This is a genomic window from Kitasatospora dryopteridis, assembly GCF_050749075.1.
Classification (GTDB): domain Bacteria; phylum Actinomycetota; class Actinomycetes; order Streptomycetales; family Streptomycetaceae; genus Kitasatospora.
In genome coordinates, this window is record NZ_CP192749.1 from 6304285 (window position 1) to 6316923 (window position 12639).

11 protein-coding genes are annotated in these 12639 nt (G+C 74.7%); 8 read left to right on the forward strand and 3 right to left on the reverse strand.

Annotated features, from left to right (window positions below):
- The first annotated feature begins 109 nt into the window (after positions 1 to 109).
- On the forward strand, positions 110 to 1030 hold the full coding sequence (locus tag ACQ614_RS28425) for a ScbA/BarX family gamma-butyrolactone biosynthesis protein (protein WP_431681645.1): 921 nt from the start codon (positions 110 to 112) through the stop codon (positions 1028 to 1030).
- A gap of 42 nt (positions 1031 to 1072) precedes the next feature.
- On the opposite strand, the gene ACQ614_RS28430 is transcribed toward ACQ614_RS28425, so the two are convergent.
- On the reverse strand, positions 1073 to 1516 hold the full coding sequence (locus tag ACQ614_RS28430) for a MarR family winged helix-turn-helix transcriptional regulator (RefSeq protein ID WP_431681646.1): 444 nt from the start codon (positions 1514 to 1516) through the stop codon (positions 1073 to 1075).
- 164 nt (positions 1517 to 1680) lie between these two features.
- On the opposite strand from ACQ614_RS28430, the gene ACQ614_RS28435 reads away from it, so the two are divergent.
- Positions 1681 to 2610: a hypothetical protein gene (locus ACQ614_RS28435; RefSeq protein ID WP_431681647.1), complete on the forward strand. Its 930-nt coding sequence runs from the start codon at positions 1681 to 1683 to the stop codon at positions 2608 to 2610.
- Between the two features lie 90 nt (positions 2611 to 2700).
- Here ACQ614_RS28435 and ACQ614_RS28440 read toward each other — a convergent pair whose 3' ends face one another.
- Positions 2701 to 4065 (reverse strand): cation:dicarboxylate symporter family transporter, encoded by a 1365-nt coding sequence (locus ACQ614_RS28440; RefSeq protein WP_431681648.1) that lies wholly within the window; start codon positions 4063 to 4065, stop codon positions 2701 to 2703.
- A gap of 152 nt (positions 4066 to 4217) precedes the next feature.
- On the opposite strand from ACQ614_RS28440, the gene ACQ614_RS28445 reads away from it, so the two are divergent.
- Both ACQ614_RS28445 and ACQ614_RS28450 read left to right on the forward strand, forming a co-directional pair.
- Positions 4218 to 5852 (forward strand): sensor histidine kinase, encoded by a 1635-nt coding sequence (locus ACQ614_RS28445; protein WP_431681650.1) that lies wholly within the window; start codon positions 4218 to 4220, stop codon positions 5850 to 5852.
- On the forward strand, positions 5849 to 6547 hold the full coding sequence (locus ACQ614_RS28450) for a response regulator (RefSeq protein ID WP_431681654.1): 699 nt from the start codon (positions 5849 to 5851) through the stop codon (positions 6545 to 6547). Before ACQ614_RS28445 ends, ACQ614_RS28450 begins: the two co-directional genes overlap by 4 nt.
- Here the strand turns inward: ACQ614_RS28450 and ACQ614_RS28455 are convergent, their stop codons facing one another.
- Positions 6548 to 7147 carry a class I SAM-dependent methyltransferase gene (locus ACQ614_RS28455; protein WP_431681655.1) on the reverse strand — a complete coding sequence of 200 codons (600 nt, stop codon included), beginning with the start codon at positions 7145 to 7147 and terminating at the stop codon, positions 6548 to 6550.
- 209 nt (positions 7148 to 7356) lie between these two features.
- Here ACQ614_RS28455 and ACQ614_RS28460 point away from each other — a divergent pair, with 209 nt between their 5' ends.
- The 4 genes from ACQ614_RS28460 (at position 7357) to ACQ614_RS28475 (ending at position 12574) form a co-directional block, all read left to right on the forward strand.
- Positions 7357 to 8718, forward strand: a complete 1362-nt coding sequence (locus ACQ614_RS28460) for a diaminobutyrate--2-oxoglutarate transaminase family protein (RefSeq protein ID WP_431681656.1) — start codon at positions 7357 to 7359, stop codon at positions 8716 to 8718.
- Positions 8715 to 10193, forward strand: coding sequence for a pyridoxal phosphate-dependent decarboxylase family protein (locus ACQ614_RS28465; RefSeq protein WP_431681657.1), 1479 nt, complete (start codon positions 8715 to 8717; stop codon positions 10191 to 10193). Before ACQ614_RS28460 ends, ACQ614_RS28465 begins: the two co-directional genes overlap by 4 nt.
- A 426-nt stretch (positions 10194 to 10619) precedes the next feature.
- Positions 10620 to 11339, forward strand: coding sequence for a tRNA-dependent cyclodipeptide synthase (locus ACQ614_RS28470; protein WP_431681659.1), 720 nt, complete (start codon positions 10620 to 10622; stop codon positions 11337 to 11339).
- A gap of 29 nt (positions 11340 to 11368) precedes the next feature.
- Entirely contained in the window at positions 11369 to 12574 is a 1206-nt protein-coding gene (locus ACQ614_RS28475) for a cytochrome P450 (protein ID WP_431681660.1), read from the forward strand.
- Positions 12575 to 12639: the final 65 nt, after the last annotated feature.

Sequence of the window (12639 nt, forward strand, 5' to 3'; positions counted from 1 at the left end):
TAAAGGGATGTCAAAACCCGTCCGGTTCAGTCCCTTTGTCATTAGAAAACAAACCGGGTGGTCTGTAGGATTGAGGAGACGCAGTGAACACCTGAAGGGGGATTCGTCGGTGTCCCAGATACTGGATGTGCGCTCGGACGTGCTGTTCGCCCGGGCGGTCGACCGTGCACTCGTGCACCGGGCGGCGGTCTCGGAGGTGCTTCTGACGGACTGTCGGCCGGTCGGCGACCGGGACTTCGTCCTCGGCGCCCAGTGGCCCCGCGGGCACGGCTTCTACCTCCCGGTCGGCGACCGCTGGTACGACCCGGTGCTCATGGCGGAGACCGTCCGCCAGGCCGGACTGCTCATCGCCCACACGGCCTTCGGGGTGCCGCTCGACGCGCACTTCCTGATGTGGGACGTCTCCTTCGAGGCCGACCCGGCCGCACTCGCCTTCACCGGCACGCCCGCCAACCTCTCGCTCATGGCCACCTGCGAGGACGTGCGCCGCCGCGGCAGCAGCATCGGCGGCATGCGGATACGGCTCCACGTGCTGCGCGACGGCCGCGCCCTGGGCACCGCCACCGGCGCGCTGAGCTGCACCAGCCCCGGCGCCTACCGCAGGCTGCGCGGCGAGCGGCTCTCCGCCGCCGCCGAACGGCCGCTGCCGCCGCTGCCCGTGCCGCCCCCGCTGGTCGGCCGGGACCGCGCCGCCGACGTCGTACTCGCCCCGACGGCGGCCCCGCACACCTGGGAGGTCCGCTCCGAGCGCAGCCACCCGGTGCTGTTCGACCACGAGGTCGACCACCTGCCCGGGATGGTGCTGGTCGAGGCCATGCGGCAGGCCGCGTGCCTGGCCACCGGTCGGCCCGCCCCGCTGGTCACCGCGCTGTCCGCGCGCTTCCTGAAGTACGTCGAGTTCGGCGAGCCCTGCCTCGTCCGGGCCGAACCGGGCGCGGCCGCGGTGTGCGGGACGTCCGTCGAGGTCGTCATGGAGCAGGCCGGCGAGACCGTCGCCCGCGGCAGCCTCCGCGCCGGCCCCACCGGCTGACCATCCGTCGGGCCCCGGCCGCGGCCTGCGGGCCGGCGGCGGTCACTCCCCGGCCGGAGCCTTCGCCAGTGCCTCCGTGCAGCGGCCCAGCAGGGCGAGCAGGGCGGCGCGCTCCTCGTCGTCGAACTCCGCGTCCAGCGCCTGCTCCACCGCCATGGCCGCCTGGTCCGCCTTGGCCAGCAGCGTCCGGCCGCTGCGGGTCAGCCGGGCTTCCAGGATGTGCTGGTGGATCGGGTGCGGCTTGCGCTCGACCAGGCCCCGGCCCTCCAGGGTGCCCAGCACCGAGGACATCGTCTGCGGCGTGACCAGGCAGCGCCGGGCCAGTCCCGCCCCGGACAGCCCCGGCTCCTCCGACAGCACCAGCAGCACGGTGTACTGCGGCGTGCTCAGCTTGAACGGGCGGAGTGCCGCATGCTTGGCCGCGATCAGCTCCTGCTCGGCGCGCTTGATGTGGTGGCCCAGGCGCTGGTCGATTGGCATACTCATGCCCCCTGTATATCAGGCATCTTAGGCCTGTATGAAGCCTGCGCGTCCGGGCGAAATTCCGTACCGCGCGGTCGGTTCTTTACCGTGCCGCTCGGCGTTTCCGGCGCCTCCGACACACCGCGGCCCGACGCCCCGTCAGCGGGGCACCGACGTACATTGACGAGATGATCACGTACGAGGGGCGGCGGCTGGGCGAGCTGGCCGCGGCGGGCCGCTGGCCGGAACTGCTCGGACTGTTCCGGCGGCTGCGCGGCACATCCCCACGGGCCGCCGGCCCGGTAGGGCACCTGATCGCGTACGGGGCGCCGCCCGAGGTGGCCGCCCGGCTCTTCGACGGCGACGCCGGGCCCGGCACCGCCGCCGGCGAGCACGACTGCGACGCCGGACCCCTCTGGGAGGTGCTCGCCGCCCGGCACTCCTGGCGCCGGCTGGCCCCCCTCCTCGAACCCGCCCCCGTCCGCCGCCTCGCCGCCCACACCCGGGCCCTGCTCGGCGACGACCTGGCCGGCTGCGCCGAGGCCGACCCCGAAGGCGTTCCGCTGGTGCTGCAGCCCTGGGAGGAGGCCGGCTGGGAGGCGTCCTGCCGGGTCCGCGAGTACCTGCCCCGCGGCGGTGCGCGGCGTGCCCTGCTCGCCCTGCCCGCCAGCCGCGAGGACCTCGGCCCGCTCGACCTGCCCTTCTCCGGCAGCGAGGTCCACGGGCAGGACGCCACCCGGCTGTTGGCCGGCCTCGCCCCATGGCTGCAGGCCGTCTGTGTCCGGGGCACCGCACCCGACGCGGCCGCCCGCCTCGCCCCCGGCCGCTCCGCCTTCGCCGGGCACCTGCCGTTCGCCGCCGCCTACCCCGCCCTCGTCCAGGCCGCCTCCGGTCTGCCCGCACTCGGCAGCGCCCACGGCCGGCTCGCCGTCTGGCGCCTCCTCACCGCCATGACCGGCGCCCGCCGACCCGCCCCCGCCGAGGTGGACGCCCTGGTCGGACGCCTCCGCTGCCTCACCTGGGCGGACCCCCGCGACGAACTCTGGCACCTCCACCTCGCCCTCGAAGACCCCGCCACCGGCCTCGCCTGGGCCGTCACCGGCAGCACCGAACCCTGACGGCCGGGGCCGGCCACAAATAAGCACGCGTGGGGGCGCCTCCCAGCTTCTGGCCGGGAGGTGCCCCCACACGCTCCTTGGGGTCGGCCCTCAGACGGTGGTCTTCTCGACCGCCGGGGGCTGGGACTGGGCGGGGACGGCGGCGTCGTGGGGATCGACGAGGGTGGTCTCGTCGAAGGGAAGGCCGCCGGCCAGCACGCGGTCGAGGCGGTCGCGGTCCAGCTCGCCCGTCCAGTGCCCGATCAGCACGGTGGCCACCGCGTTGCCGGCGAAGTTGGTCAGTGCGCGGGCCTCCGACATGAAGCGGTCGATGCCGACGATCAGGCCGACGCCGTCGACCAGCTCCGGCCGGTGCGACTGCAGGCCGCCGGCCAGGGTGGCCAGGCCTGCGCCGGTGACGCCCGCCGCGCCCTTGCTGGCGATCACCATGAAGAGCAGCAGCGAGATCTGCTGGCCGATGGACATCGGCTTGTCCAGGGCCTCGGAGATGAAGATCGAGGCCATGGTGAGGTAGATCGCGGTGCCGTCCAGGTTGAAGCTGTAGCCGGTCGGCACGGTGATGCCGACGACCGGGCGGCTGACGCCGAGGTGCTCCATCTTGGCGATCAGGCGGGGCAGGGCGCTCTCCGAGGAGGAGGTGGAGAGGATCAGCAGGAACTCCCGGCCGAGGTAGCGGAGCAGGGAGAAGATGTTGACGCCGGCGACCAGCCGCAGCAGCAGGCCGAGCACCACGGCGACGAACAGCGCGCAGGTCACGTAGAAGCCGACCATGATCATGGCGAGGCTCTTGAGGGCGGCGGTGCCGGTCGCACCGACCACCGCGGCGATCGCACCGAAGGCGCCGATCGGGGCCACCCACATGATCATCGACATGATCCGGAAGACCAGCTTCTGCAGGTGCTCGACGCCGCGCAGCACCGGTGCGCCCACCGGGCCCATCGCCTGCAGGGCGAAGCCGGCGAGCAGGGCGACCAGCAGGGTCTGCAGCACCTTGCCCTCGGTGAGGGCGGAGAAGAGCGTGGTCGGGATGATGCCGAGCAGGAAGTCGGCGGTGTCGGTGGCCTCGCCGGCCGCGGCCTGGGCGTGCCCGGACTTGGCGAGCGCGCTGGTCAGGTGGAGCCCGGAGCCGGGCTCGATGAGGTTGCCGACCACCAGGCCGATGCCGAGGGCGACGGTGGACATCGCGAGGAAGTAGCCGAGGGCCAGGCCGCCGACCCGGCCGACCTTGGCGGCCTTGGTGACCGAGCCGATGCCCAGCACGATGGTGCAGAAGATGACCGGGCTGATCATCATCTTGATGAGGTTGACGAAGCCCGTTCCGATCGGCTTCAGCTCCACGGCCACGCCGGGCGCCGCCAACCCGACCGCGATGCCCGCGGCCATCGCCGCGATCACCGCCAGATACAGGTAGTGCGTACGGTCGGTTCTGCTCCGGACTGCTCCTGCGCTCGACATTCCACGGCTCCTTCGCCCTGCTGTCCCTGACGGCCCCGGGGGGAGGGCCGGTGAAGACTATGGGCGCCGGAGTGACGGGGGTCACGTTTGCGTTCATAGAGTTCACACCGCGCGATCCCGCACACCGGCGGGGACCGTGCACACTGGCCGGTATGCGTATCGGACCCGGCCGCCCGGCCCCGCCGGACCGCGCTGTGCGCCGCCTGCCGCGCAGCCTCGCCGGGCAGCTCTTCCTCGTGCAGGTGGTGATCGTCGCCGCCGTCGTCGCCGGCGGCGCGGTCCTCGCCTACCTGTTCACCGAGCACCGCACCCACGCGGCCGCGGTCCGCCAGGTCACCGCCGCCGCCCGGGCCGTCGCCGACGCGCCGGGCGTCCGCGAGGCCGCCACGGGCCCCGACCCGACGGCCGTCCTCCAGCCGTACGCCGAACGCGTCCGGACGGACGCCGCCGTCGACTTCGTGACCGTCATGGACCCGCACGGCATCCGCTGGGCGCACCGCGACCCCGCCCAGATCGGCCGCCCCTTCCTCGGCCACATCGACGGCGCCCTCGCCGGCCGCACCACCAGCGAGACCTACACCGGCACCCTCGGCCCGTCCGTCCGCGTGGTCACCCCGATCCTCGACGACCGCGGCCGGGTGATCGGCCTGGTCAGCGCCGGCATCACCCTGCAGTCCATCAGCGCTCAACTGCGCGGCCCGCTGCTCGCCCTGGTCGGCGTCGCGGCCGGCGCCCTCGCCCTCGGCGGCGCCGGCACCTACCTGGCCAACGCCCGGCTGCGCCGCCACACCCACGGCATGGGCGCCGACGAACTCAGCCACCTGTACGAGTACCACCAGGCCACCCTGCACTCGGTGCGCGAGGGCCTCGTCCTGCTCGACCGCACCCAGCGGGTGGTCCTCTGCAACGACGCCGCGCGCGAACTCCTCGGCCTGCAGGGCGAGGTGGAGGGTCTGCGGTTCGACGCGCTAGGCCTGCCCGAGTCGCTCGTCCGGGCGGTGCTCGGCAGCGGGCCCGCGCACGACGAGGTGCACCTGACCGCCGAGCGCGTGGTGGTGCTCAACACCTCCCCGATCGGCACCGGCCTCGGCAGCGTCCTCACCCTCCGCGACCACACCGAACTCCAGTCGCTCACCGGCGAACTGGACAGCGTCCGGGGCTTCGCGGACGCCCTCGGGGCGCAGGCCCACGAGGCCGCCAACCGGCTGCACGCCGTCGTCTCGCTGATCGAACTCGGCCGCCACCAGGAGGCCGTGGAGTTCGCCACCGCCGAACTCGAGCTCGCCCAGCGGCTCACCGACAAGGTCGTCGGCGCCGTCGGCGAACCCGTCCTCGCCGCCCTGCTGCTCGGCAAGGCCTCGCAGGCCGCCGAACGCGGCGTCGACCTCGAACTCACCGAGGACAGCCGGATCGACGACGGCGTGCTGCCCCCGGCCCTCGCCCCGCGCGACCTCGTCACCGTGCTCGGCAACCTCATCGACAACGCCGTCGACGCCGCCGTCGAGAACGCCGCCGCCCACCCCGGCCCGCCCGAGGTCACCGTCACCGCCCGCGTCGACGCCGGCCAACTGCTGCTCCGCGTCGCCGACTCGGGCGCAGGCATCGACACCGACGCGGCCGGCGAGGTCTTCCGCCGCGGCTGGACGACCAAGCAGCACGGCCGCGGACTCGGGCTCGCCCTGGTCGCCCAGACCGCCCGCCGCAACGGCGGCACCGTCGAGATCGGCCGCGAGCGCGGCGCCGTGCTCACCGTCCGGCTGCCGCTCCAGCGGGAGGCCGCCCGATGACCGCGGAGATCTCCGTCCTGGTGGTCGAGGACGACCCGGTGGCCGCCGACGCACACGGCCTGTACGTCGCCCGCACCCCCGGCTTCCGGCTCGCCGCCACCGCGCACAGCTGCGCCGAGGCGCTCCGCGCCCTGGAACGGGCCCGGGCCGCCGGCACCCCGGTCGACCTCGCCCTGCTCGACCTCTACCTGCCCGACGGCCACGGCCTCCGGCTGTGCCGCACCCTCCGGGCGGCCGGCCACACCACCGACATCATCGCGGTCACCTCCGCCCGCGACCTGGCGATGGTCCGCCAGGCGGTCTCCGAGGGCGTCGTGCAGTACCTGCTCAAGCCGTTCAGCGGCGCCGCACTGCGCGAACGCCTCGACCGGTACGCCCGCTACCGGGCCAGCCTCGGCCGGCGCGGCGAGGCCACCGGACAGGACGAGGTCGACCAGGCCCTCGCGCTGCTCCGCACCCCGGAACGGACGGCCCTCCCCAAGGGGTTGAGCGCCCCCACCCTGGAGACCGTGGCCGGCGTGCTGCGCGCCGCCGACACCGGACTGTCCGCCGCCGCCGCCGGCGCCGCCGCGGGCGTCTCCCGGATCACCGCCCGCCGCTACCTGGAACACCTGGTCGAGTCCGGCCTCGCCGTCCGGGAGCCGCAGTACGGCCAGGTCGGGCGGCCCGAGCTGTGCTACCGCTGGCGGAGCTGATCAGACCCGCTCGGCCACGGCCAGGAAACGCTCGTCGGTGTCGGTGTAGGAGACCAGCCGCCAGCCGTTCGCGGCCAGCAGCGGGCCGAGGTTGGGCTCCGCGCGGAGGTCGTCCGGGGTGATCGCCCGGCCGTGCCGCGCGGCGAGCGCGGCCCGTCCGATCGGGTGGTAGAGCGCCAGGCGGCCGCCCGGCGCCGTCACCCGGGCGAGCTCGCGCAGGCCCTCGGCGGGGCCCGGCAGGTGCGAGATCAGGCCGGCGCCGAACACCAGGTCCACCACCCCGTCCGGCAGCGGCAGCGCCGCGCAGTCGGCCAGCACCAGCGCCGCGGACGCCCGGTGCCGGGTGGCCTGCGCCAGCATCTCCGGGGTGAGGTCCACCCCGAGCACCGTCCCGCGGGGCCCGACCGCCTCCCGCAGCAGCGGCAGTGCCCGCCCGGTGCCGCAGCCCGCATCGATCACGAAGGCGCCCTCGCCGGGGGCGATCTCGGCGACGGCCGCGGCGTAACGCGGCCCGTCGTCGGGGAACTTGGCGTCCCACCCCGCCGCCCGCTCGCCGAAGAACTCCCGGGTCCGCACCCGCTCTGCACGATCGTCTGCCATGCCCCGAAGCCTAGGGGGAATGGGTTACCCCGGGGCGCGGGTGACCTCCGGGGCGGTTGCCCCGAACTCGTGCGTGACCTTCGGGCGGGTCGCTCGTTGAGGCAGGGCGGAGCTGCACCCCAGGCGTGGGAACCGGCCGGTCCGGCGGCGGCGGACCGGCTCCGGCCAGTAAAGTTAGGTTTACCTAACTTAATGAGGAGAGCCTGCCCGTGAGCCCCACCGCCGACACCGCCGCCCCGGCCGGTGACGCCGTCCTGCGCCGCCAGCGCATCCGCGAGTCCGCCGCCCGCACCTACGCCCGGTCGTTCCCGATCGTGCCGGTCCGGGCCAACGGCATGACCGTGGAGGGGGCCGACGGCCGGCGCTACCTCGACTGCCTCTCCGGGGCAGGCACCCTCGTCCTCGGCCACAACCACCCGGTCGTGCTGGAGGCCATCCGCCGCACCCTGGACGGCGGCGCCCCGCTCCACCTGCTCGACCTCGCCACCGCCGAGAAGGACGATTTCACCACCGCCCTCTTCGAGGCCCTTCCGCCGGCCTTCGCCGCCCGCGCCAAGGTGCACTTCTGCGGCCCGGCCGGCACCGACGCGGTGGAGGCCGCCCTCAAGCTCATGCAGACCGCCACCGGGCGGCGCGGGGCCCTGGCCTTCACCGGCGCCTACCACGGCATGACCGCCGGGGCGCTCGCCGTCACCGGCTCGGTCGCCGTGAAGTCGCCGCTGCCCGGCGGCGGCGAGGTCACCCGGCTGCCCTACCCGTACCCGTACCGCTGCCCCTTCGGGGTCGGCGGAGAGCTCGGCGCGCAGCTCTCCGCGGCCTACACCGAGCGGCTGCTGGACGACCCGGCGGGCGGGGTCACCGCCCCGGCCGCGATGATCCTGGAGGCGGTGCAGGGCGAGGGCGGCGTCGTCCCGGCCCCCGACGACTGGCTGCGCGCCATGCGGCGGATCACCGCCGACCGCGGCATCCCGCTGATCGTGGACGAGGTGCAGACCGGCGTCGGCCGCACCGGCGCCATGTGGGCGGTCGAGCACAGCGGCATCGAGCCGGACGCGATCGTGCTCTCCAAGGCCATCGGCGGCAGCCTCCCGCTAGCCGCCGTCGTCTACCGCGAGGACTACGACGGCTGGCGGCCCGGCGCGCACACCGGCACCTTCCGCGGCAACACCCTCGCCATGGCGGCCGGCGCCGCCACCCTGCGGTACGTCGAGGCCAACGGGCTGGTCGAACGCTCCCGGGTGGTCGGCGCCCGGATGGCGGCCCGGCTCGCCGGGCTGCAGAGCCGCCTCCCGGTGATCGGGGACGTCCGTGGGCGCGGCCTGATGCTCGGCGTCGAACTCGTCGACCCGGCCGGTGCGCCGGACAGCTGCGGCGCCCTGCCCGCCGACCCGCAGCTCGCCGTCCGGGTCCGCGAGGCCTGCCTGCAGCGCGGCCTGATCGTCGAACTCGGCGGCCGGCACGGCGCCGTGCTCCGCCTGCTGCCCCCGCTCACCATCACCGACGAGCAGGCCGAGGCCGTTCTCGACCGGCTCGCCGACGCCGTCGAGTCCGCCTCCCTGGCGCTGGTATGAGACCCGGGGCCGGCGCCGACGCACTCTCCGGCGGCACGGCCGGCCCCGAGGCGCTGCGGCCCCTGCTGGACGAGGTGCTGGCCGCCCTCGCCGCCGGGGCCGCCGACCGCGCCGGGCCGATCCCCGCCGGGCGTCCCGAGGAGACCGCCCGGCAGGTCGCCGCGGCCCTCGCCGAACCGCCCGGCCCCGGCGCCCTCGCCAGGCTCACCCGCCTGCTCGCCGCGTACGCCGCCGACCCGGCGGACCCGGCCTGCGCCGCCCACCTGCACTGCCCGCCGCTGGCGGTCGCCGCCGCGGCCGACCTCGCGGTCAGCGCCCTCAATCCGTCCCAGGACTCCTGGGACCAGGCCCCGGCGGCGACCGCCCTGGAGACCGCCGTCCTCGCCGAACTGGCCGGCCTGGCCGGGCTTCCGTCCACTGCCGCGGGCGTGCTCACCTCCGGCGGGACCGAGTCCAACCTGATGGGCCTGATGCTCGCCCGCGACCGGGTGCTCGGCGGCCGCGTCGAGCTGGACGGCCTGCCCGCGGGCCGGCGCCCCCGCATCCTCGCCTCCGAGGCGGCGCACTTCTCGGTGCAGCGCGCCGCCGCCGTCCTCGGCCTCGGCGAGCGGGCCGTCCGCACCGTGCCCGTCGACCGCACCCTGCGGATGGACGGCGACGCCCTCGCCGAGGCGCTCGCCGACACCGCACGGCTGGGCGAGACCCCGATCGCCGTGGTCGCCACCGCCGGCACCACCGACACCGGCGCCGTCGACCCGCTGCACCGCGCCGCCGACCTCGCCGCGCAGTACGGCGCCTGGCTGCACGTCGACGCCGCGTACGGCGGCGGCGCCCTGTTCTCCGACCGGCTCGCCCCGCTGCTCGACGGCATCGCCCGCGCCGACTCGCTCTCGCTGGACTGGCACAAGCTCGGCTGGCAGCCCGCCGCCGCCGGGGTCTTCCTCGTCCGCCGCGCCGAGACGTACGCCTCGCTGGCCCGGCGGGCCGTCTACCTCAACCCGGCCGACGACGAACAGGCCGGCTACCCCAGCCTGCTGGGCCTCTCGCTGCGCACCACCCGCCGCCCCGACGCCTTCAAACTGGCCGTCACCCTCGCCACCCTCGGCCGCTCCGGCCTCGGCGCCCTGGTCGACGCCTGCCACCGACTCGCCCTGCTCACCGCGGAGGCGGTCGAGGCCGAGCCCGCGCTGGAGCTGCACTGCCCGCCGGTGCTCACCACCGCGGTCTTCCGGTACCGCCCCGAAGGTGCCGAACCGGCGCTCCTCGACCGCCTCAACGCCGAGCTCCGCCGCGACCTGCTGCGCACCGGCCGGGCCGTCGTCGGCCGCACCGAACTGCCGGGCGAGGGCCCCGGCCGCGTCCGCCTCAAGCTCACCCTGCTGAACCCGCACACCGCACCCGAGGACATCGCGGGGCTGCTCGCCGAGATCGTCCGGGCCGGACGCCGGGCGGAGGAAACACACAGCGGAACGTGACGTTCGGTCAATTCCGCTCGGAGGAACCCACAATGCCATTCCCGGTGTAGATTTGCTATGCGCGGAACGGTGTTCCGTGGACATACCGGCTATGGGTTGTCCAGCATTTTTCGGCCGCGCCGGGTGTGAATTCCGCCAATCCCCGCGGCAGGCTTGCCGGACCGGTGAAGATCGGCGGTAGCTTCTCGTGGTCGCCGCCACACCGGGAGCACACGGCTCCCTGGGACTAGCGGCGCAAGGGGGCTCCGCCGTGCCGTTCTCGGCCTGCTCGCGGGCGATCTGAGCCTGCCCGCCCCTTCCTTCCGGCCCCGTCCGCAGCGCCCCACCCTCGGCGTTCGGACGTGCGCGGCCGCCCTGCATCCCGACTATCGCGCCGGCCGTCGCCGGCGCCGCCCGCACCCGTCCCCGTCCGGCGGAGGAATCGGCATGAGCGACACGCTCCTGAGTACCACCATCGAAGGATTCCAGGCCTTTCCGTTCTCCGAACGGTGCCGCCGGGTGTTCGCCCGCGGCGACCACCTGCTGATCGGCGTCAGCCCCGGGAACAGCTATTTCAGCGCCCGCCGTATCACCGAACTTGTGCACTGGGGAAAGGAGTTCTTCGACACCGTGGACATCGTCCACGCCGACCTGCACGTCGACGCCCAGTTCGGCGCCCAGGGCTACCCGCCCGAGGCCGCCCTCCGCCGCGCCGCCAAGGAGGTCAAGGCGACCCGGCGCCGCATCGAACGCGGCGTCGCCGACGCCGGGCGCGAAGGCGTCCGGGCCCATGCGCTCTCCGACTTCACCGGCAGCGCGGCCTACCGCCGCCTGCACGGCGCCGCCCTGGACGCCCTCGCCGCCGACCCGCCGTTCCGCGAGGCCACCGAACGGATGGCGCACGGCTTCCTCCGTTCCCGGCTGGACGGCGGCACCCCCGATCCCGAGCACCTCGCGGCCGCCGTCGACTACATAGCGGCCGAACTCCCGTTCTTCCTGGACACCCCGGCCCTGCTCGGCGTGCCCAGCTCCGTCGCCTGCTACCACCTCGAACTGCCGCTCACCGCCGTGCTGTTCGGCCGCACCGAAGGGCTGCGCGCAGTCGCCGGCCAGGCCTACGCCGTCGTCCGCCCGGCCGACCCGGCGGCCGGCCGCACCGCAGCCTGACCAGTTCCCGCCCCTGCCAGAGGAGTTCCATGACCGTCACCGACCAGCAGCCCGGGTTCGAGTTCCCGCTCTCCCGCCGCGGCGACATCGTCCCCGAGGAGGTCGCCGTGCTGCGGGAGAAGCACCCGGTGGCCAAGGTCCGCACCATGACCGGCGACGAGGCCTGGCTGGTCAGCAGCTTCGCCCTCGCCAAGCAGGTGCTGGAGGACGAGCGCTTCAGCCTCAAGGACACCGCCAACCCCGGCGTGCCGCGCCAGTACGCGCTCACCATCCCGCCCGAGGTGGTGAACAACATGGGCAACATCAACAGCGCGGGCCTGCGGCAGGCCGTGATGAAGACCCTCAACCCGCGCGCCGACCGCGAGTTGGCACCCTGGCTGGCCGCCGAGGCACACCGGCTGATCGACCGGCTGGTCGAACAGGGCGCCCCCGGCGAACTGCGGGACGGTTTCACCGAGCCGTACTCCGCCGCCCTGCACTGCCGACTGCTCGGCATCCCGACCGACGACTGGCGGCGCCTGATGGCCGGCATCGACGTCGCCTTCCTCACCAGCCCGGCACCCTTCGAGGGCTCGGCGGCCAACTGGTACAAGGACCTCGGCTACATGGTCGACCGGCTCAACGCCGACCCGGAGCCCACCGAGGGCCTGCTGGGCCGCTTCGCCGAGCTGCGCCGCTCGCCGGACGCCGCCGACCGAGTCCCCGACGAACTCCTCGCCACCGTCGCGCTCTCGCTGTTCGGCGCCGGCGCGGTCTCCACCTCGTCGTTCCTGCTGCACGCGGTCATCATGCTGGTGCAGCGGCCCGAACTCGCCGAGCGGCTGCGCAGCGAGCCGGGCGTGGTCGACCGCGCGGTGGAGGAGCTGCTGCGCTGGAACCTGTCCATCGGGGACGCGCTGCCGCGGCTGGCCCTGGCCGATGTGCAGCTGGGGGAGGTGCGGGTCAGGGAGGGTGAGCTGGTGCTCGTCCTGGTGGAGGGGGCCAACCACGACCCGGAGGTGTTCCCGCACCCGGAGCGGATCGACTTCGACCGCCCGGAGAACCCGCACCTGGCCTTCGGCGCCGGCCGCCACTTCTGCCCGGCCTCGGCACTCGGCCGCACCCACGCCGGGATCGCCCTGACCGCCCTGGTGCAGCGGCTCCCCGAACTCCGGCTCGCCCTGCCGGTGGAGCAGCTGGCCTGGCGGCCCGGCTTCATCAAGCGGCTGCCCGAACGCCTGCCGGTGCTCTGGTAGGCACCCGGGCACTGGGACACCCCAGGTGCCCCCACGCGCCCCTACGGGTCGGCCGTCTGCCTTGA